Source organism: Pseudomonas sp. FP1740 (assembly GCF_030687165.1).
GTDB lineage: Bacteria > Pseudomonadota > Gammaproteobacteria > Pseudomonadales > Pseudomonadaceae > Aquipseudomonas.
This window is the reverse complement of sequence record NZ_CP117461.1, coordinates 995,661-1,015,785: the sequence shown is the minus strand read 5'-3', so window position 1 is coordinate 1,015,785 and position 20,125 is coordinate 995,661. Positions and strand designations below refer to the sequence as shown.

Below are 20,125 nucleotides of genomic sequence, written 5' to 3'. Positions count from 1 at the left end.
ACTCTTGACCAAACGAACGTCAGCCTAACAGACCAGCGTGCCGGGAAAGCTGTCCGGTTCATCGCCGGACAGCGGCAGCGCGGCATTGTACGCGGCGATCAGCTCCCGCGCGTATTGCGCCTGGTCGTTATCGACCGATACACCCAGCAGGCCGAATATCGGCAATTCCCCGGTACCGCCGATCAAATCCCGGCCCACCAGATGCGCCTCGATACCTTCACTGGCCAGCATGCTTAGCAGCAATTCGCCTTCCATCAGATTTTCCGGCTCATAGATACGCTGCATGGGTGACCCCCTTCATTCGTTTTCGCTGTAGACGTCGAGGTGCCATTCCTCGCCGTGAACCTGCAAGACAAAGGTAATGGGACGACAACACACCGGACAATCCTCGATATAGGTCTGATCACCGCCAGACAAATCCAGAACAGCCTCGACTTCTTCACCGCAATACGGACATTCATACTGCGCAGTTTCCAGCATCGCGGTCTCCCAGGTGACTTGTGCGTATAATCGCCGGTCTATTTGCAGGGCTATTTTTGTCTGGCTACCTTTTCAGACCGTGCCCCGTTGGTTTTCGATCAATACCTTTACTTACCCTAGCCGTTTCTAACAAGAGAGCATGATGGGCGAATTCGATGCCATCCGACCTTACGACGACAGCGAAGTCCCAGCGGTGCTGGCACGGCTGCTCGGCGACAAGGCGTTTCTAGATATCCTCACCCACTTCCGCTTCCCGCGCTTTGCCGGTGCCTTCGGCTGGATGCTCAAACCTCTTATAGCGCATCGGCTGCGCCGTGAGTTCGCCGACGTCACGTCGGTGGCCACGTTGCAGGACAAAGTCGAGTTTTACGTCGACCACACCATCGAGCGCGCCACGGACGGGGTGACCTACACCGGCGTGGAGCAATTCAAGTCCGGCAGCGCCTACCTGTTCATCGCCAACCACCGCGACATCGTGATGGACCCGGCCTTCGTCAACTACGCCGTGTACCACGCCGGCCTGCCGACCCCACGCATCGCCATTGGCGACAACCTGCTGCAGAAGCCTTTTGTCAGCGACCTGATGCGCCTGAACAAGAGCTTCATCGTGCACCGTTCAATCACCGGTCGTCGCGAGAAAATGGCGGCGTATCAATTGTTGTCGGCTTACATCAATCACTCGATCCGCAACGATTGCGCTTCGATCTGGATTGCTCAGGCTGAAGGCCGGGCCAAGGACGGCGACGACCGCACCGAGTCGGCGATCCTCAAGATGTTCCACATGAGCCGCAAGGACGAGCCGTTCGGCGAAGTCATCCGTTCGCTGAACCTCACCCCGGTGTCGATCAGCTACGAGTACGACCCCTGCGACCAGGCCAAGGCCCGCGAGCTGTACATCCGCGCCACCACCGGCACCTACACCAAGGCGCCGGGCGAGGATGACGTGAGCATCGCCAAGGGCATCACCGGTTACAAAGGCCGGGTCCACGTGAACTTCGCCGCGCCGATCACCGAACTGTTCGAAGACACCAAGCAATTGGCGATCGAAATGGACAAGCAGATTCTGGGCGGTTACCGGTTATTCCCGGTGCACTACCTGGCGTATGCACAGTGGAAAGATGCTGACCCGCAATTGCAGGTGCCAAAAGCGGCCGAGCTGTTTGCGGCTGATGAGCTGGCCAAGGCTCAGGAAGAGTGGCAGCGCCGGCTGGAGGCTTGCCCTGAGGAGCATCGTCCGTTCCTGGTGCTGCAATATGCGACGCCGGTACGCAATCAGTATCGGGTCAAGGCCGGGTTGCCGCTGTAGGGCAATGGCTGGAAATGACAACGGCGCCCTGTGGCGAGGGGGCTTGCCCCCGTTCGGCTGCGCAGCAGTCGTAGAACCGATGGCAGCGGGCATGTCAGAAAGACCAGCGATTGCCATTTCAGGGCTGCTGTGCAGCCCAACGGGGGCAAGCCCCCTCGCCACAAGTTACCGCGTCGCGATTAGACGCGAGTACTGACCCACGACACCAGCAACGCCATCCCAAGGCAGGCAAAACCGAAGCGGTAGAAAAACCGGTTCATGCGCAAGGTCGCCCAATCGAGGGTTGGCTCTTCGCTGGGCCTGCTCTGGCGCTGGGCTTCGATACTGGCCATCGCGCGCTGTTCACGACGACGGGTGGCGTGCAGCAACCAGCCGCCCGGGCAGGCGAACAGCAAGGCCAGCAGGTTGATCAGTTTGGCGGGATGAGCGGTAAAGAGCGAAATCAATTGCAGCGACATCACAAACCTCAGGCAAACCGGTGTAACAGACGCCGGGACCGACGACCACGGCGCGGATTCTACCGAAAGCGCTCCGGCCTGCCCCCCCTTTCCGACAAATAACGAAACCATTTAGCCGATTATTGTCCTGTGTCACGGCGCCGTCATCTGAATCCGCCAGTCTGTCGCCCTTCGAAACCGACACGGACCGCGTCATGCTCCACGCCGAAAACCAGGATCGTCTTTACCTCATTGCCCAAAGCGACGAACAACAAACCTTAGTCGGCAGCCTCGCCTTCAATGTACAGGACCGGCATTGGCTGGTGTATTGCGCGTTGGGCGGGCATCAACATGCGGATTTGCCGGAGACGGATTTGCTGACCGGGGTGAGTGTTCTGGACTTCTATTCGCAAGCGGCTTGATTTCCCTTGCTGGAACGGCAGGCACAAAAAAACCCGGCGCCATCACTGGCGCCGGGTTCTTTAAACAAGCTACAAACCGTTACTCGCCAAGCACCTGACCAATCGTCGGGTCCTTGAACAAGCGGGTCAACGCATCACTCAGCACATCACTGACCAGCTTGGTATTGGTTTCCTGATTCGGCGCCATGCCAAAACGCTGATCCAGCGACGCGCCGTAGCGACCGCTGTAACGACGGTTGGCATTCTGCACATCGGAACGGAACGTCGCGCCAATTGTAGCTTCAGTCACATACAAACCTTCTTTGGGCGACTGATACTTCAGCTCGGCCAGGGTTACCGTCAATTGCGGCGCATTCAGCGCATTGGCCGTCGGCGTGAAGCCCAGCAACCGCACGGCCGCCTCAGCCTGAGCCTGCAGCTTCGGCAGAATCTGCGCGCCCTGCACCGTGATCGCACTGGTCTCCGGGTACAGACCGCCACGAGTCCCCAGGGTTGGCGATGGACGACCGTCCACCACACGCACCACCACCGGCTGACCATGGCCGACCGGCGCCAGCTGAGCCGTCAGCTTGGGTTCCGGGTTCAGTTGTTGCGGGCTGTGGGCGCAGCCGACGAGGGTCAAACTGGTCACAGTGATCAAACCGAACAACAGGCGTTGCAACATGCTCTTCTCTCCAGAATCAGGCAACTAACAATGCCCGCAGTATAGCGGTGCGCCACTGCGGCGAACTAGCTTCGCGCAACGATTACTGAAATCTCTGACAAACCCGGCGCAGCGCGGTTCCTGTCACACCTTTGTCACCGCCCGCTGGCAACCTTTATGGCAGTCACCTCAAAAGGTACGTTGCCATGCGTTTTCTCATCTCCCTGTTCGCGCCACGCCCGCTGCACCGCAGTTTCGCCCTGCTCGACCACAATGGCCACTGCCAGGCTTTCAAGCAGTGCAGCCTCCAACCCATGGGTGATGGCTGGGTCGAAATCGAAGAAATCCGCCTCAACTGGCTGCACCATCCCCTGCCCGCCAGCGCCCGTGTCAGCCAGCACCCGCCACGTGCACGCGCGCAGCAACTGCTGACCACCTGACCGGACATCTAATAAAAGTCATTAAACACGACCATTTCCCTGCGTTTCTTCGTTACAATCTCCCCCCGATTATAAGGACGTCTCCTGATCGGGCCTCGCAGCATCGTTAATGCCTCGGTATTGACACCCCGAACCGCCCACAGAGAGCCGCCCACACAGATCGAGTGAAGCTGGCGCGCTTGCTGTTTCTCAAGCAAAAACCCCACTTTTCGCGAATCTGCAGAGCTGTCATTACGCTCGGTCACTGAGCTGTTTGCCCGTTTTTGCCGTCCATGCATCCCATGGTGGCAATCCATCCGGGCGCGGTGCCAGGCTGGGACAGCCCTTTTTTGAGGTTCACGTCTTCAAAAGAGCGTGAAAAAAACGGGTTTTCACAACTTCACAAGAGTGTGGCGAGCAAATGAATAGTTTTGCGTCTGAACATGCACCATTAGCGTCTACAACAGCCCAACGACACAGGACCGAGTACTCCTCGAACACCGGAGCCTGAAGCCTGTCCGCTACGGATTTGGTTGCACAAACGGATGTCTCGACCATAAGTCGAATTGCCAGCCGCGTGCCGAAATGAGTTCATGTGACTCTTGAAGCCAGGCTGCATGCATCCGTCGAAGTTGCGAAAAATTGCGAAGATTCGGACATGGCGATCCTGGCCATGGGTACCTGGGGCATCACTGACACGCCCCGGAACGCCTGGCAGCTATGCCGACAATTTGGTGCTGCAGATTTTGGAGACGCGTTAAATGGCGCATAACGAAGCAGTCGACGTAGTACTGGTTGGGGCCGGCATCATGAGTGCCACCCTCGCTGTGCTGCTTAAAGAGCTCGACCCCGCGATCAAGCTGGAAGTCGTCGAGCTGATGGATTCCGGTGCCGCGGAGAGTTCCAATCCGTGGAACAACGCCGGTACCGGTCACGCCGGGCTGTGTGAGCTGAACTACACGCCGCAGGCCGCTGACGGCACCGTCGACATCAAGAAAGCCGTGCACATCAACACCCAGTTCGAGGTGTCGAAGCAGTTCTGGTCCTACCTGACCAAGAAAGGCACCTTCGGTTCGTGCAAATCGTTCATCAGCCCGGTGCCGCACCTGAGCTTCGTGCAGGGTGAGAATGGCGTGTCCTTCCTCAAGGAACGCTTCAAGACCCTGAGCAAGCACCATGCCTTCTCGGACATGGAATACACCGAAGACAAAGCCAAGATGGCCGAGTGGATGCCGCTGATGATGCCGGGCCGTCCGGCCGACGAAGTCCTCGCCGCCACCCGCGTGATGAACGGCACCGACGTCAACTTCGGCGCCCTGACCAACCAACTGCTCAAGCACCTGACCAGCGCGCCCGATGCCCAGGTCAAGTACTGCAAGCGCGTCACTGGCCTGAAGCGTAACAACGGCGGCTGGACCGTCAGCATCAAGGACGTCAACAGCAGCAATACCCGCGAAGTCGACGCCAAATTCGTCTTCCTCGGCGCCGGCGGCGCGGCACTGCCGCTGCTGCAAGCGTCGGGCATCGAAGAAAGCAAAGGCTTCGGCGGCTTCCCGATCAGCGGCCAGTGGCTGCGTTGCGACAACCCGGAAGTGGTCAAGCACCACCAGGCCAAGGTCTACAGCCAGGCCGCGGTCGGCTCGCCACCGATGTCCGTGCCGCACCTGGACACCCGTGTGGTCGATGGCAAGAAGTCCCTGCTGTTCGGACCTTATGCCGGTTTCACCACCAAGTTCCTCAAGCACGGTTCGTTCATGGACCTGCCGATGTCGGTCCGCGCCGGCAACATCGGCCCAATGCTGGCCGTGGCCAAAAACAACATGGACCTGACCAAGTATCTGGTCAGCGAAGTGATGCAGTCGATGGAGCAGCGCCTGGAATCCCTGCGTCGCTTCTACCCTGAAGCGAAAGCCGAAGACTGGCGCCTGGAAGTGGCCGGCCAACGGGTGCAGATCATCAAGAAAGACCCGAAGAAAGGCGGCGTTCTGCAGTTCGGTACCGAACTGGTCGCGGCCAAGGACGGTTCCCTTGCCGCTCTGCTCGGCGCCTCGCCAGGCGCCTCGGTGACCGTGTCGATCATGCTGGAATTGATCGAGAAGTGCTTCCCGAACAAGGCCAAGGGCGAGTGGGCTGCCAAACTGGCGGAAATCTTCCCGGCCCGGGAGAAAGTCCTGGAAACCGACGCTGCGCTGTATCGCAAGATCAATGCGCAGAACAACGTCGCACTGGAACTGGTTGAAGCAAGCAGCGAAACCCAAAGCTACGCTTGATTCAGCCGCATAAAAAACGCCCCGTCCTCATTGAGGGCGGGGCGTTTTTTTATATGCGGTGAAACAATCTTGTGGCGAGGGAGCTTGCTCCCTCGCCACAAATTCCAGTGCCTGACGTTAACCGCGAGCCTTTTCGATCAACTCGATGTACTCGGCCGCGTTACGTTGATCCTGAATCAGGGCCACGAAGTCATTGCCGTGCTCATCCTTGCCGTCCAGATCGTAACCGGCTTCGACAAAGAACGTCAGAAAACGCTCGAAGTCATCGATGCGCAGGCCGCGGTACGCCTTGATCAGTTTGTGCAGCGACGGTGAAGTGGCGTCGACCGGCTCGAAATCGAGGAACAGTTTGATCTGCGCATCGCCGATCTCGTCACCAATCACTTGCTTCTTATCTTTACGCATTGCCGACTCCAGCTCGCAGACATTTCACAGGGCGGGCAGTTTACCCCTGCCTTGAGGCCAGGCTCAACGCGGACGAACGCTGCCGGTGTGCAGATCGGCCCAGATATGGCCATTGTCGTAACTCAGAAACTGGCAATACACCGTTTCGTTGCGCAACAAGTCGATCACCACCCGGTACTGGGCCAACGGGTAATAGAGCGTTAGCGTTTTACTTTTGTTGTCGTAGATCGGCTTTTTCAGGCTTTTGCTTTCGCCATCGAAGTTGACCAACACCTGGCTGATAGTCGCGCCCTTGTTCAAGGGTTTGCCCTTGAGGCGGACCAGCAACGGTGAGGTGACCGGGATCGGTTGTTGGTTGGACTGACGCTGGCTGCCGAGGACCACCGAATACTCGGTGACCTGCAACAGTTGTTGCTGCTCGGGTTCCGCTTCACGCAGAGTCAAGTCGTCCGGGGGCAAAAACTGCACATGCATCGGTGCCGGGGCAGCGGCCAGGGGTAGGCTGAAGACCAACATCAGGGCGGCGCAGCTGCGGATCAAAAGACTCATGACAGGCTCCAGGGACGAGGCCGAGCACTCTAGCATGATGATCAATCGGGCGAATAACCGATCCAGATCAATACTCTCGAAGACAAGGCTGGGCATACTGAAAGAGCCTTCAGCCCTATTTCGACGGCGTGCCGTCTACTGTGGAGTCCCTATGCCATTCTCCATCCCCCCGTTATTCGCCGCCTGGCGTCAAACTCTGCGTGCAGGTTATAGCCTCAGACGCTTGCGCGGCGACATCAGCGCCGGGGTGACGGTAGGGATTATCGCCATTCCCCTGGCCATGGCCCTGGCGATTGCGGTGGGAGTAGCGCCCCAGCAAGGTTTATATACGGTGCTGATCGCGGCCCCGCTGATCGCCCTGACGGGAGGCTCGCGCTTCAATGTCAGCGGGCCGACAGCCGCGTTCGTGGTGATACTGCTGCCGATCACCCAACAATATGGCCTGGGTGGCCTGCTGCTTTGCACCATGCTTGCTGGGGCCATCCTGATTGCCTTGGGGCTGATTCGGGCCGGACGGCTGATTCAGTACATTCCTTATCCGGTGACCCTGGGCTTTACCGCCGGGATCGGCATAGTCATCGCCACACTCCAACTAAAGGATTTGCTGGGCCTGAGTACCACCGGGCATGCCGAACATTACATCGAGCAATTAGGTGCGCTGCTCCAGGCGTTGCCCAGCGCCCGTCTGGGGGACGGGATCATCGGAGTTATGTGCCTGGCGGTTCTGATCGTCTGGCCGCGGTTTGTGCCAAGGGTTCCGGGGCATCTGGTGGCACTGGCCGTCGGCGCGTTGCTGGGGCTGGCGCTGGAAAGCGGCGGGTTACCGATTGCGACGCTGGGCGAACGCTTCAGCTATATCGTCGACGGCGTCAGTCACCCCGGCATTCCGCCGTTTCTGCCGAGCTTCGACTGGCCGTGGAATCTGCCAGGGCCCAATGGTCAGCCGCTGCATCTGTCTTACGACCTGATCCGCCAATTAATGGCACCAGCGTTCGCCATTGCCATGCTCGGTGCCATCGAATCGTTGTTGTGTGCGGTGGTGGCCGATGGCATGACAGGCAGCAAACATGACCCCAACGCCGAACTCCTGGGTCAGGGCATTGGTAACCTGGTCGCACCGTTGTTCGGCGGCATTACCGCCACCGCGGCGATTGCCCGCAGCGCCACCAACGTACGCAGCGGGGCGTTTTCGCCATTGGCGGCAATTATCCACAGCGCGGTGGTGCTGCTGGCGATACTCGTCCTCGCCCCGCTGTTCAGCTACTTGCCGATGGCCGCGCTGGCGGCATTGCTTGTGATGGTGGCGTGGAACATGAGCGAGGCCCGGCATGTCGTGCACACCTTGCGCATTGCACCACGCAGCGATGTGCTGGTCTTGCTGACCTGCCTGAGCCTGACAGTGCTGTTCGACATGGTGCTGGCCGTTGCCGTTGGGCTGTTGCTGGCCGCCGGGTTGTTCGTCAAGCGCATGAGCGACCTCACGGACACCGCCGAACTGCCTCGAGAGTTCCATCAAGCCTTACAGGATTTGCCGGAGCATGTTCGTTGCTATGCGATACGCGGGCCGTTGTTTTTCGGTGCGGCGGAAAAGGCCCTGGGCGTGCTGCGCAAATTCAGCCCGGAGGTCAAAGTGGTGATTGTCGAGATGAGTGCCGTGTCCATGCTGGACATGACGGCGTTGGCAGCCTTCGACAATATCCTCAGGGATTACCGCACCGACGGCATCGGCCTGATTCTGGTCGGGACGGCTGCGCGCGTGCGCCTGAAACTCAGGCGCGCGGGCATCCATCGGGAACAGCGTCAGTTGGCTTACGTGAACAACCTGGAACAGGCTCGACGCAAAAGCGAACGCTGGCTCGTCGGGCAGGACTGAACGCGCGGTTCAAGCGAACTGCGCACGCATTCGGATGGGAGATCTGCCTTCAAGCATCAACGTGTCTGGCGGCTGAAACCGCCCCCAGACAGTCAATCTGCTTACAGGCCTTTAACGGCAAAAATCCCGTTCGCGTTACGCCAGTAGCCTTTGTAGTCCATGCCATAACCGAAGATGTAACGGTCAATGCACGGCAGACCGACGAAATCGGCTTTCAGGTCCGGGCGAGCCTTGCGGTCGTGGTCCTTGTCGATCAGCACGGCGGTGTGCACTTTGCGGGCGCCGGCGTGTTTGCAGAAATCGATGATCGCGCCCAGGGTATGACCTTCATCGAGGATGTCGTCGATGATCAGTACGTCACGGTCGATGAACGAAACTTCCGGCTTGGCTTTCCAGAACAGCTCGCCGCCGCTGGTTTCGTTGCGATAGCGGGTGGCGTGCAGGTACGACGCTTCCAGCGGGAATTGCAGATGGGTGAGCAGCTTGCCGGCGAAAATCAGGCCACCGTTCATCACACAGAACACCACCGGATTGCTTTCAGCCAGTTGTTCGTTGATGTGTGCACCGACGCGGGCGATGGCCGCCTCGACTTCAGCTTCGGTGTACAGGCAGTCAGCCTCTCGCATGATTTGACGGATATGCTCGAGATCAGCGGACATGGCGCTCTCCAAGGGGTTTGAGGGGGAGGGACGGATTCGGAAAAGCGGGCAAAGGTACGCATCCCGCACGGCCAGATCAAGCGTTTGTGGACTAACGTACTGTATGTCTATAGGACAACACCCCCGGATAGATTAATCTAGGCCGGTTTTTTTGCCCGCCGCCGGAGCCTTTCCCCATGCCCATCCGTGAGATCCGCCATCCGCTGATCCGTCATAAACTTGGCCTTATGCGCCGCGCCGACATCAGCACGAAGAATTTTCGTGAGCTCGCTCAGGAAGTCGGCGCCCTGCTGACCTATGAAGCCACCAAAGACCTGCCACTGGAAAGCTACGACATCGAAGGCTGGTGCGGCACGGTGTCGGTGGAGAAAATCGCCGGCAAGAAAATTACCGTGGTGCCGATCCTGCGTGCCGGTATCGGCATGCTCGAAGGCGTGCTGAGCCTGATCCCGGGCGCCAAGGTCAGCGCGGTAGGCGTGGCCCGTAACGAGGAAACCCTCGAAGCCCACACCTACCTGGAAAAACTGGTGCCGGAAATCGACGAGCGCCTGGCGATGATCATCGACCCGATGCTCGCCACCGGCGGTTCGATGGTCGCCACCATCGATTTGCTGAAAAAGGCTGGCTGCAAAGACATCCGCGCGATGGTGTTGGTGGCCGCTCCCGAAGGCATCGCCGCTGTGGAGAAGGCTCACCCGGACGTGACCATCTACACCGCTTCCATTGACCAGAAACTGAATGAACACGGTTACATCATCCCAGGCTTGGGCGATGCCGGTGACAAGATCTTCGGCACCAAGCAAAAGGACGCGTGACCATGCAGCAAGAGTTCAACGATCCGCTCTGGCGCACGGTACTGTCCGGCGCGCAGATGCTGTTCGTGGCCTTCGGCGCCCTGGTGTTGATGCCGCTGATTACCGGCCTCGACCCGAACGTGGCGCTGTTCACCGCAGGTTTAGGGACGATCCTGTTCCAGATCGTCACCGGGCGTCAGGTGCCGGTATTCCTGGCGTCGAGCTTCGCCTTCATCACCCCGATCATTCTCGCCAAGGGCCAGTTCGGCCTGGCGGCGACCATGGGCGGCGTGATGGCGGCCGGTTTCGTCTACACCTTCCTCGGCCTTGCGGTGAAGATCAAAGGCACCGGGTTTATCGACCGGTTGCTGCCTCCGGTGGTGATTGGCCCGGTAATCATCTCCATCGGCCTGGCCATGGCGCCGATTGCCGCCAACATGGCGATGGGCAAGGCGGGCGACGGCACTGAGCTGATTCATTACCAGACGGCGATGATGATTTCGATGCCCGCGCTGCTGACCACCCTGATCGTCGCAGTGTTCGGCAGAGGTATTTTCCGCCTGGTGCCGATTATCTCCGGTGTGCTGGTGGGTTTTGCCATGGCGTTTTATTTCGGCGTGGTCGATACCGCGAAGATTGCCGTGGCACCATGGTTCGCGATTCCACACTTCACCGCGCCGGAATTCAACTGGCAGGCGATTCTGTTCATCGTTCCGGTGGCCCTGGCCCCGGCCATCGAGCACATCGGTGGCGTGATTGCCGTGGGTAGCGTGACTGGTCGCGACTACCTGAAAAAGCCCGGCCTGCACCGCACCCTGCTCGGCGATGGCATTGCCACCACCGCAGCCGGCCTGTTCGGTGGCCCGCCCAACACCACTTACGCCGAAGTGACTGGCGCGGTGATGCTGACCAAAAACTACAACCCGAAAATCATGACCTGGGCGGCGATCTTCGCGATCAGCCTGGCGTTCATAGGCAAGTTCGGCGCGCTGCTGCAAAGCATTCCGGTGCCGGTGATGGGCGGGATTCTCTGCCTGTTGTTCGGTTCGATTGCCGCGGTGGGGATGAACACCATGATCCGCCACAAGATCGACCTGGGCGAAGCACGCAACCTGGTGATCGTCTCGGTGACGCTGGTGTTCGGGATTGGCGGCATGCTGGTCGGCACCGGTACCGGCCAGAACGATTTCGGCCTCAAAGGCATCGCGCTGTGCGCGGTGGTGGCGATTGCGCTGAACCTGTTGCTGCCGGGCAATGACAGCTGGAAGCACAAGAAAGCGGATGAGCCGTTGATCTAAGAACGCCATCGCGGGCAAGCCCGCTCCCAGGTCAGCGTAAAACCTGTGGGAGCGGGCTTGCCCGCGAAGCTTTTAAAGCGCCAACGGCGCCCGTTCACACAAGGCAGTCAATGCCTTGGCCCATTGCGGCTCATCGTTGAGGCAAGGCACCAGCACCAATTCCTCCCCTCCTGCCTCGCGGAATTGCTCCTTCCCGCGATCACCGATCTCCTCCAGCGTCTCGATGCAATCGGCAACGAACGCCGGGCACATCACCAGAACTTTCTTCACGCCGCTTTTGGCCAACTCGTCGAGGCGAGCTTCAGTGTAAGGTTCTATCCACTTGGCCCGACCCAGACGCGACTGAAACGATACCGACCACTTGCCGTCCGGTATGCCCACACGTTTGGCAAACTCTGCGGCCGTGCGCAGGCACTGACCGCGGTAACAGGTCGCGACCACTTCCGGTGGCGCACCGGCGCAGCAATCGCCGCCCCCCTCGAAGCTGTGCCCCGGATTAAGCTTTTTCAGGTGACGCTCCGGCAAACCGTGGAAGCTCAGCAGCAGATGATCGAAATCCTGTTGCAGATAAGGCCTGACACTGGCCACCAACGCATCGAGGTATTCCGGCTGATCGTAAAACGGCTGAAGAACCGAGAACTGCACGTCGAGCTTTTTATCGCGCACCACGCGCTTGGCTTCTTCGATCACCGTGGTCACAGTGCTGTCGGCGAATTGCGGATAGAGCGGTGCCAGGGTCACTTTCTTATGCCCCTGGGCAGCCAGCCGCACCAGCGCGGACTCAATGGACGGCTCGCCGTACCGCATCGCCAGCTCAACAGGCCCGTGAGTCCACTGCCGGGTCATGGCCTGTTGCAGGCGACGGCTGAGCACCACCAGCGGCGAGCCCTCCTCCCACCAGATCGACGCGTAAGCGTGAGCCGATTGTTCCGGGCGCTTGATCAGAATCAACGACACCAGCAAACGCCGCACCGGCCAAGGCAGGTCAATCACGTACGGGTCCATCAGAAATTGATTGAGGTAACTGCGCACATCCGCCACCGAGGTGGAGGCAGGTGAACCCAGGTTGACCAGAAGCAACGCGTGATCGGTCATGCAACGTCCTATTTCAGAGGCGGCCGGACAGATCGTCCAATGCCGCGCGCAAATCAGTGAACCGGAAAGTGAAACCCGCTTCCAGCAAGCGAGCCGGCATGGCCTTCTGGCCACCCAGCAGCAACAATGACAATTCGCCCAGAGCGACCTTCAAGACGAGGGTCGGCATCGGCATGAACGCCGGACGATGCAACACCTCACCCAACGTTTTAGCGAATTCGCGATTGCGCACCGGCTTGGGCGCGCAGGCATTATAGGGACCGCTGGCCCCATTGCGATGCAGAAGAAAATCAATCAGGGCGATTTGATCTTCGATATGAATCCACGACATCCACTGCCGACCGCTGCCGATCGGCCCGCCCAGCCCCAGTTTGAAGGGCAACAACAGCCGCGACAAAAAGCCGCCCTCGGCGGACAACACCAACCCGGTACGGATGAGAACCACGCGAATGCCCAAGGCCTCGGCACGTTGCGCGGTTTCTTCCCAGGCGATGCACAACTGGCTGGCGAAATCATCGATGACCGGTGGCGATTGCTCGGTCAACTCCCGCTCGCCGCCATCGCCGTACCAACCAATCGCTGAGCCGGAGATCAGCACCTGCGGTTTCTGCTCACGACTTTCGAGCCAGGCCAACAGGGTTTCGGTCAGGGTGATCCGGCTGCTCCACAACAGCGCTTTGCGTTTGTGGGTCCAGAGCCGATCGGCGATCGGCGCCCCCGCAAGGTTGATGACTGCATCCACCGGTTCTGGCCCAAAATCCTCAAGCCGTGCGATTCCCCGTACCTGAGGGCCGCAGATTTTGGCGACTTTTGCGGGCGTGCGACTCCAGACCGTGAGGTGATGTCCCTGACTCAACCAGTGTCGGCAGAGCTGACGTCCTATCAAACCAGTACCGCCGGTCAGCAATATGTGCATGACATCTTCCTCGCGTGGCGTTTTACCCAGATCACTAGTCTATTTTTATATGCAGGGATCTTTGGTATCGGGCAGGTTCTGTGTTTAACAATAGGCCAAGCTCTCAGAACGAGAACGCTAAAAGTTATACCAAAAAACAATATTGTACAGGTTTGAACCACGGCGTAGTCTGTACAGAAAGGCAAACGAGGCCCCTATGACTGTACCTATCGCAATCATCGGCACCGGCATCGCCGGACTCTCAGCCGCCCAGGCCCTTACGGAGGCCGGGCATGTCGTTCATCTGTTCGATAAAAGCCGCGGCAGTGGCGGACGCATGTCAAGCAAGCGCAGCGATGCGGGTGCTCTGGACATGGGCACGCAATATTTCACTGCCCGCGACCGTCGCTTCGTCACCGAAGTCCAGCGCTGGCAAGCCAACGGTTGGGTCGCCGTGTGGACACCGCAGCTCTATACCTACCACGGCGGCCAGCTCAGACCCTCGCCGGACGAACAGATACGCTGGGTCGGCACGCCGCGCATGAGTGCCATTACCCGTGCGCTGCTCGGTGACCTGGAAGTGCAGTTCGGCTGCCGGATCACCGAGGTCTATCGCGGTGAAGAGCACTGGCATCTGCAAGACGCCGAAGGCTTCACCCACGGGCCGTTCAGTCATGTGGTGATTGCCACGCCAGCCCCTCAGGCAACCGCGCTGCTGCCCGCCGCGCCGAAACTCGCCGGGGCCGCCGCCGGGGTAAAAATGGAGCCGACCTGGGCGGTCGCCCTGGCTTTCGACACACCACTGGATACCCCGATCGAAGGCTGCTTCGTGCAGGACAGCCCCCTCGATTGGCTGGCGCGCAACCGTAGCAAACCGGGACGCGACAACACCCTCGACACGTGGGTGCTGCACGCCACCAGCGCCTGGAGCCGGCAGCATATCGATCTGCCCAAGGAAGCGGTGATCGAGCAATTGCATGGTGCCTTTGCCGAACTGCTGCACGACGCCATGCCTGCACCGACTTTCAGCCTCGCTCACCGCTGGCTTTACGCCCGTCCGGCCAGCAGCCATGAGTGGGGTGCCCTGGCTGATGCTGATCTGGGCTTGTACGTATGCGGCGACTGGTGCCTGTCCGGCCGTGTCGAAGGCGCCTGGCTCAGTGGCCAGGAAGCGGCCCGCCGTCTGCACGAACACCTGCAGTGAACCGCCTCGACTTGAGCACATTGCTGCTGTCGACATGGACAGCAGCCCTGGAAAAACCTATACAAAAAAATTGACTTGTACACCTTTGAATCTATGCTGAATGAATGTTGTACAGATTTAATAATCCGTACAGGTCTGGATTCGAGGTGCTTCGATGCCTGCACAATCAGCGACCCCACCCAAAATCGCCATCAGCGCCTGCCTGATGGGGGCCGAGGTGCGCTACAACGGCGGGCACAAGACGTCACGGCTGTGCAGCCACATCCTTTCTGATTATTTCGATTTCATCCCGGTGTGCCCGGAAGTCGCCATCGGCCTGGGTATCCCTCGCGAACCGATCCGCCTGGTCGGCAACCCCGAACATCCGCAGGCGGTCGGCACGGTCAACCCTGAAAACAATGTCACCCGGCCGTTGGCCGAGTATGCTCGGAAAATGGCGCTGGAACTGGGCGACATTTGCGGCTATATCTTCATGCAGAAATCCCCTTCGTGCGGTCTGGAGCGGGTCAAGGTCTACCGCGCCAACGGCGCGCCAGTGGACGGCGGTAGCCGTGGTATTTACGCCCGGACCTTCTGCGCGCTGCATCCCGATTTGCCGGTGGAGGAAGAAGGCCGGCTCAACGATCCGGTGCTGCGGGAAAACTTCCTTACCCGCGTATTCGCCTACAGCGCCTGGCAGCAGTTGCTGCAAACCGGCCTGACCCGGCGCGGCCTCACGGATTTTCATTCGCGCTACAAATACCTGTTAATGGCCCACAACCCGGTGCAATACAAAACCCTGGGAAACCTGCTTGGCAACATGGGCCGGACCGCCCCTGAAGTCATCGGCCCGCGCTATTTCAGCGAGCTGATGGCGGCCTTGAAAAAATGCGCCACGCGCCGCACCCACACTAACGTCCTGCAACACCTCAGCGGCTACCTCAAACAGGCCATCAGCACTGAAGACAAACAGGAAATGCAGCATGCGATCAGCCAGTATCGTCACGGCATCGTGCCGCTGGTGGTACCGCTGACGTTGCTCAAACACTACTTTCGCCAGCACCCGGATCCATACATTGCGCAACAGGTTTACCTGCAACCGCACCCGGAAAACCTCAGCCTGCGAAACGCAATCTAATGAAAACCCCACCGGACACCAGCGCCAGCGAAGACCTTGGCACCGACTTCAAAAAGGCCCTGGACGCAGGCTGGCTGCCCATCCGTGAAGTGGCCCGGCAGACCGGGGTCAACGCCGTCACCTTGCGCGCCTGGGAACGGCGCTATGGGCTGATCGTGCCTCAGCGCACTCCCAAGGGGCATCGGCTGTTCTGTGCCGAACACGTTCAACGCATCCTGACGATCCTCACCTGGCTCAATCGCGGCGTGGCGGTCGGTCAGGTCAAGCAACTGCTCGACACGCCTCAGGTACTTGCCGAGCCCGTCGGAAACGATTGGCTGGTGCTGCGCCAGACACTGCTACAAGCCGTTACCCAACTGGCCGAACGCACCCTCGATGACACCGTGAACCAGGCGATGGCGCTGTATCCGCCACGCACCTTGTGTGAACACCTGTTGATGCCGTTGCTGGCGGAACTGGAACAACGCTGGCAAGGCCAGTTCGGCGCGCAGATGGAGCGGGTGTTTGTCTATTCCTGGTTGCGCAGCAAATTCGGCGCGAGGATTTACCACAACAACCGCCAGTTACGCACCGCGCCGCTGCTGATGATCAATCACTCGGACCTGCCTCTGGAACCTCATCTATGGCTCACCGCCTGGCTGATCAGCAGCACCGATTGCCCGGTGGAAGTTTTCGACTGGCCACTCCCGGCCGGCGAACTGACGCTGGCGGTCGATCACCTGCAAGCCCGGGGCGTTCTGCTGTATTCCAGCAAAGCCATGAATCTTGCAAAATTGTCAAAACTTTTGAATGGCGTCAGTTGCCCAAAAATGATCGCCGGACCAACGGTAAGCATCCACCACGCCGATTTGTCCGCAAAAAACACCGCCATTGCTGATTTGATCCTGGCCGATAACCCGTTATCGGCCCATCTGGACCTGATACAGCGCGGGCTCATTTAATGGCGCTTTTGATGAATCGTACGGATACGACCATGCAATTGATCTGGCTGCGCAGCGACCTGCGTCTACACGACAACACCGCCCTCTCGGCCGCCGCAGCCCGTGGCCCGTGTGTGGCGGTGTATTTGCCGAGCCCGCAGCAGTGGCTTGCGCACGACGACGCGCCGTGCAAAGTGGACTTCTGGTTGCGCAACCTCGCCGAATTACGCCGCGCGCTGGACGCCCTCAACATCCCGCTACTGATTCGCCAGGCGTCCCGCTGGGATGAAGCGCCCAAGGTTCTGCTCGAACTGTGCCAGCAGCTGAAGATAGATGCGGTGCACGTCAACGAGGAATACGGCATTCATGAGACTCGCCGTGATGCGGCGGTGGCCCAAACGTTGAAAGCCCAGGGCATCGATTTTTACAGCCACCTTGATCAGCTGCTGTTCAAGCCAGGCACCGTGCTCACCAGAACCGGAACCTACTTTCAAGTCTTCAGCCAGTTTCGCAAAGTCTGCTACGAACGCCTGCACGCTTCATTGCCCGGATTGGTCGCTGCACCCGCCCTTCAGGCTCCATTGCATATCAGCAGCGACGAACCGCCCTCCCGTGTCGAGGGTTTCGATTCTCCCAACGACAGCTTGCGTGCCCTCTGGCCGGCCGGTGAAACCGAAGCCCGGCGCCGCCTCGACACCTTTGTCGACGCCCAGATCGACTATTACCACAGCGAACGCGACTTCCCGGCAAAACCCGGCACCAGCCAGCTCTCGGCCTATCTCACCGCCGGGGTGATTTCCCCTCGTCAGTGCCTGCACGCCGCGTTGCGAAGCAATCAGGGCGAGTTCGAAAGCGGCAAGGTCGGCGCCGTCACCTGGATCAACGAGCTGCTGTGGCGCGAGTTCTACAAACACATATTGGTGGGCTACCCCCGTGTATCCCGACACCGCGCCTTCCGTCCGGAAACCGAAGCCCTGGTCTGGCGTGACGCCCCGCAAGAACTCAAGGCCTGGCAGCAAGCCCGCACCGGCCTGCCGATCATCGATGCCGCCATGCGCCAGTTGCTGGAAACCGGTTGGATGCACAACCGCCTGCGCATGGTGGTGGCGATGTTCCTGACCAAGAACCTGCTGATCGACTGGCGTGAAGGCGAGCGCTTCTTCATGCGGCACCTGATTGATGGCGACCTGGCGGCGAACAATGGTGGCTGGCAGTGGAGTTCGTCCACCGGCACCGATTCGGCGCCCTACTTCCGGATTTTCAACCCGCTGAGCCAGTCGGAAAAATTCGATGCACAAGGGGTGTTCATCAAGCACTGGTTGCCGGAGCTCAACGAAATGAACAATAAAGACCTGCACAATCTGGCCAATCTCGGCGGATTGTTCGGCGTGAGGGGCTATCCGTCGCCTATCGTCAATCTGAGCGCTTCTCGTGAACGGGCCCTAGCCGCGTTCAAGAACCTGCCATCACGACAGGGTTTATTGCCACCGTGATTAAAATGATGCTGCAGCGTTGCGTCATGAACACGGAATTGAGCCAGGGAAATATTGGGTAAATAAGGGGATTGGGATGAGTCGTACACCTCCAAGGCGATACTGGTTGACCGGCGCCAGCAACGGTATTGGTGCTGTGCTGGCTGAAGGAATACTGAAAACCGGGGCTCATCTGGCCGTCAGCTCCCGCTCGGAGGCGTCATTGAAAGCCCTGTCTCAGCGATATCCCGGACAGGTGCTGGTGGTCGCGGGGGATTTGACCAACGGCCAAAGAGTGCGCGAAATCGGTGAGCAGATTGCGCAGGAATGGGGCTCTCTGGACACCATGATCCTTAACGCAGGCACCTGCGAATACGTCGACGCCAATCAGCTCGACTCGTCAATCATCGAACACATCATGCGTACCAACTTGCTTGCCAGCAGTTATTGCATCGCAGCCGCCCGGCCCTTGCTGCAGGCGGGCACTGCGCCGCATCTGGTGGGCATTGCCAGTTCGGTGACCTGGTTACCCCTGCCGAGAGCCGAATCCTATGGCGATTCAAAGGCCGGGTTGCGTCATCTATTCGAGTCGTTGCGCATCGACATGGAGCCGGAAAACATCGAAATGACCGTGGTCAGCCCAGGATTTATCGATACGCCTCTGAACGACGGCGTCCCGATACATCTCGACTGGTCGGCAGGCCAAGCCGCGCGATATCTCCTCGACATGATCAGGAATCGTCCACTGGAATTCTCCTTGCCGGAGCTGCTCATGCCTGTTCTTTGGCCCCTGCCGCAACAACCCGACCGGACGGGACTGGCAATCGACGAACAAGTGCGAAACAAGCCGCCGATCGAGGATCTGCCGTGAAGCCTGAGCGTCTGTCAGGCCTTTTACACAGTGTGGGCCCACTGCCTTACACTGCGTGCCATGAAAACCATTCCCCACACGCAAGTCGCCGAGCCTGCGGTCACCTGTTCGACCTGCGCAGCCTGTTGCTGCCAGCTTGAAGTGATGCTGATCACGGACACCGGCGTGCCCGAACGTTTTATCGATACCGATGATTGGGGTGGTGAAGTCATGCTGCGGCTGGATGATGGCTGGTGCGCCGCACTGGATCGCAACAGCATGATGTGCACCATCTACGAAAAGCGTCCGCTGATCTGCCGGGAGTTCGAAATGGGCGCACCGGAATGCATCACCGAACGCCAGGGGATTGCGACGGCGTATCGCTGAGATCGAAGTCACCCGATGTCATGTGAGAGCCCCCGCTACAGGTAGCTCCCACATCCAAACATTGCAGGCTTACAACGGCATTGTGTAATGCAATGCGTAGCTTTCTACACCGTCGTTCGGGGTACTGATCCCGGCATTGGAGTAGTGGGTGGCGCGAATCCCGACTTCATGTCCGCCGGCAAAGCGCAGGCCAAACCCGAAACGGTCTTCGAACTGAAAGGCACTGCCAAGCTTGTTATCTTCGTATTCGGTGTTGGCAAACACCGCGATACCGATACCCGCTTCGACGTAGGGCTTGATGGTCTGACCGGCAAACTCGTACACCAGCACCGGCGAGAACGACAAACTGTGATTGCTCGCCGTTTTGTCGCCATCCCAGTAGGTGTAAGCGCCGCTCCAGTAGCCGGTCAAGCGACCAACATCACTCTGCAACCAGCTCTTGTCCCAATCGAACTGCATGCCCAGTCGGTAGGTCATGGTCGAATCGCTGGTCTGGCCGACCCCGAACTCCACCCCTGCCGCCTGCGCGGTAAAACTGTGCCCCATCAATGCGGTCGCAATCGCGGCCAAACAGAATAGTCGCTTCATTAGAAACATCCTTTTCCGAACAATTTAGTATGGTTTTTATGC

The 20,125-nt window shown here is 59.3% G+C and carries 23 protein-coding genes; 13 read left to right on the top strand and 10 right to left on the bottom strand.

Annotation, left to right across the window (positions count from 1 at the left end; translation table 11 throughout):
- Positions 1-24 precede the first annotated feature (24 nt).
- Together PSH69_RS04400 and PSH69_RS04395 are read right to left on the bottom strand one after the other, a co-directional pair.
- On the bottom strand, positions 25-285 hold the full coding sequence (locus PSH69_RS04400; protein ID WP_007939795.1) for a putative signal transducing protein: 261 nt from the start codon (positions 283-285) through the stop codon (positions 25-27).
- Positions 286-297: 12 nt separating this feature from the next.
- A complete protein-coding gene (locus PSH69_RS04395) occupies positions 298-480 on the bottom strand; it encodes a CPXCG motif-containing cysteine-rich protein (RefSeq protein ID WP_018929594.1) in 183 nt (60 codons plus the stop codon).
- A gap of 139 nt (positions 481-619) precedes the next feature.
- On the opposite strand from PSH69_RS04395, the gene PSH69_RS04390 reads away from it, so the two are divergent.
- Positions 620-1,786 carry a 1-acyl-sn-glycerol-3-phosphate acyltransferase gene (locus tag PSH69_RS04390; protein ID WP_305411171.1) on the top strand — a complete coding sequence of 389 codons (1,167 nt, stop codon included), beginning with the start codon at positions 620-622 and terminating at the stop codon, positions 1,784-1,786.
- A 179-nt stretch (positions 1,787-1,965) separates the two neighbouring features.
- Here PSH69_RS04390 and PSH69_RS04385 read toward each other — a convergent pair whose 3' ends face one another.
- On the bottom strand, positions 1,966-2,244 hold the full coding sequence (locus PSH69_RS04385; RefSeq protein WP_007939791.1) for a hypothetical protein: 279 nt from the start codon (positions 2,242-2,244) through the stop codon (positions 1,966-1,968).
- A 194-nt stretch (positions 2,245-2,438) separates the two neighbouring features.
- On the opposite strand from PSH69_RS04385, the gene PSH69_RS04380 reads away from it, so the two are divergent.
- Positions 2,439-2,645: a hypothetical protein gene (locus PSH69_RS04380; protein WP_018929592.1), complete on the top strand. Its 207-nt coding sequence runs from the start codon at positions 2,439-2,441 to the stop codon at positions 2,643-2,645.
- A 79-nt stretch (positions 2,646-2,724) separates the two neighbouring features.
- On the opposite strand, the gene PSH69_RS04375 is transcribed toward PSH69_RS04380, so the two are convergent.
- Positions 2,725-3,309, bottom strand: coding sequence for a YajG family lipoprotein (locus PSH69_RS04375; RefSeq protein ID WP_305411170.1), 585 nt, complete (start codon positions 3,307-3,309; stop codon positions 2,725-2,727).
- 185 nt (positions 3,310-3,494) lie between these two features.
- On the opposite strand from PSH69_RS04375, the gene PSH69_RS04370 reads away from it, so the two are divergent.
- Both PSH69_RS04370 and mqo read left to right on the top strand, forming a co-directional pair.
- The gene (locus tag PSH69_RS04370; protein ID WP_028939858.1) at positions 3,495-3,728 is read left to right on the top strand and encodes a hypothetical protein; all 234 of its coding nucleotides are present in this window, start codon (positions 3,495-3,497) and stop codon (positions 3,726-3,728) included.
- 740 nt (positions 3,729-4,468) lie between these two features.
- Complete coding sequence (mqo, locus tag PSH69_RS04365; protein ID WP_305411169.1) at positions 4,469-5,977, top strand: malate dehydrogenase (quinone); 1,509 nt, start codon at positions 4,469-4,471, stop codon at positions 5,975-5,977.
- 117 nt (positions 5,978-6,094) lie between these two features.
- Here the strand turns inward: mqo and PSH69_RS04360 are convergent, their stop codons facing one another.
- Together PSH69_RS04360 and PSH69_RS04355 are read right to left on the bottom strand one after the other, a co-directional pair.
- Positions 6,095-6,382, bottom strand: coding sequence for a PA4642 family protein (locus PSH69_RS04360; protein WP_105347971.1), 288 nt, complete (start codon positions 6,380-6,382; stop codon positions 6,095-6,097).
- A gap of 63 nt (positions 6,383-6,445) precedes the next feature.
- Positions 6,446-6,931, bottom strand: coding sequence for a hypothetical protein (locus tag PSH69_RS04355; protein WP_305411168.1), 486 nt, complete (start codon positions 6,929-6,931; stop codon positions 6,446-6,448).
- 151 nt (positions 6,932-7,082) lie between these two features.
- Between PSH69_RS04355 and dauA the strand changes: the two genes are divergently transcribed.
- Positions 7,083-8,804: a C4-dicarboxylic acid transporter DauA gene (gene dauA, locus PSH69_RS04350; protein WP_305411167.1), complete on the top strand. Its 1,722-nt coding sequence runs from the start codon at positions 7,083-7,085 to the stop codon at positions 8,802-8,804.
- A gap of 101 nt (positions 8,805-8,905) precedes the next feature.
- Here the strand turns inward: dauA and PSH69_RS04345 are convergent, their stop codons facing one another.
- On the bottom strand, positions 8,906-9,463 hold the full coding sequence (locus PSH69_RS04345; protein ID WP_007939779.1) for a hypoxanthine-guanine phosphoribosyltransferase: 558 nt from the start codon (positions 9,461-9,463) through the stop codon (positions 8,906-8,908).
- Between the two features lie 176 nt (positions 9,464-9,639).
- Here PSH69_RS04345 and upp point away from each other — a divergent pair, with 176 nt between their 5' ends.
- Both upp and PSH69_RS04335 read left to right on the top strand, forming a co-directional pair.
- Complete coding sequence (upp, locus tag PSH69_RS04340; protein ID WP_007939777.1) at positions 9,640-10,278, top strand: uracil phosphoribosyltransferase; 639 nt, start codon at positions 9,640-9,642, stop codon at positions 10,276-10,278.
- Between the two features lie 2 nt (positions 10,279-10,280).
- On the top strand, positions 10,281-11,555 hold the full coding sequence (locus PSH69_RS04335; protein WP_305411166.1) for a uracil-xanthine permease family protein: 1,275 nt from the start codon (positions 10,281-10,283) through the stop codon (positions 11,553-11,555).
- A 72-nt stretch (positions 11,556-11,627) separates the two neighbouring features.
- On the opposite strand, the gene hemH is transcribed toward PSH69_RS04335, so the two are convergent.
- Both hemH and PSH69_RS04325 read right to left on the bottom strand, forming a co-directional pair.
- The gene (gene hemH / locus PSH69_RS04330; protein ID WP_305411165.1) at positions 11,628-12,650 is read right to left on the bottom strand and encodes a ferrochelatase; all 1,023 of its coding nucleotides are present in this window, start codon (positions 12,648-12,650) and stop codon (positions 11,628-11,630) included.
- Between the two features lie 13 nt (positions 12,651-12,663).
- Positions 12,664-13,566 carry a TIGR01777 family oxidoreductase gene (locus PSH69_RS04325; RefSeq protein ID WP_305411164.1) on the bottom strand — a complete coding sequence of 301 codons (903 nt, stop codon included), beginning with the start codon at positions 13,564-13,566 and terminating at the stop codon, positions 12,664-12,666.
- A gap of 196 nt (positions 13,567-13,762) precedes the next feature.
- Here PSH69_RS04325 and PSH69_RS04320 point away from each other — a divergent pair, with 196 nt between their 5' ends.
- From PSH69_RS04320 to PSH69_RS04295, 6 genes are all read left to right on the top strand, one after another.
- The gene (locus PSH69_RS04320; protein ID WP_305411163.1) at positions 13,763-14,749 is read left to right on the top strand and encodes an NAD(P)/FAD-dependent oxidoreductase; all 987 of its coding nucleotides are present in this window, start codon (positions 13,763-13,765) and stop codon (positions 14,747-14,749) included.
- A 154-nt stretch (positions 14,750-14,903) separates the two neighbouring features.
- Positions 14,904-15,866 (top strand): DUF523 and DUF1722 domain-containing protein, encoded by a 963-nt coding sequence (locus tag PSH69_RS04315; protein ID WP_305411161.1) that lies wholly within the window; start codon positions 14,904-14,906, stop codon positions 15,864-15,866.
- Entirely contained in the window at positions 15,866-16,807 is a 942-nt protein-coding gene (locus PSH69_RS04310; RefSeq protein WP_305411160.1) for a MerR family transcriptional regulator, read from the top strand. Before PSH69_RS04315 ends, PSH69_RS04310 begins: the two co-directional genes overlap by 1 nt.
- A gap of 32 nt (positions 16,808-16,839) precedes the next feature.
- A complete protein-coding gene (phrB, locus tag PSH69_RS04305) occupies positions 16,840-18,279 on the top strand; it encodes a deoxyribodipyrimidine photo-lyase (protein ID WP_305412783.1) in 1,440 nt (479 codons plus the stop codon).
- A 76-nt stretch (positions 18,280-18,355) separates the two neighbouring features.
- Positions 18,356-19,129 (top strand): SDR family oxidoreductase, encoded by a 774-nt coding sequence (locus PSH69_RS04300; protein ID WP_305411159.1) that lies wholly within the window; start codon positions 18,356-18,358, stop codon positions 19,127-19,129.
- 60 nt (positions 19,130-19,189) lie between these two features.
- A complete protein-coding gene (locus PSH69_RS04295; protein ID WP_018929577.1) occupies positions 19,190-19,495 on the top strand; it encodes a YkgJ family cysteine cluster protein in 306 nt (101 codons plus the stop codon).
- A gap of 69 nt (positions 19,496-19,564) precedes the next feature.
- On the opposite strand, the gene PSH69_RS04290 is transcribed toward PSH69_RS04295, so the two are convergent.
- A complete protein-coding gene (locus tag PSH69_RS04290; RefSeq protein WP_019582388.1) occupies positions 19,565-20,083 on the bottom strand; it encodes an acyloxyacyl hydrolase in 519 nt (172 codons plus the stop codon).
- Positions 20,084-20,125: the final 42 nt, after the last annotated feature.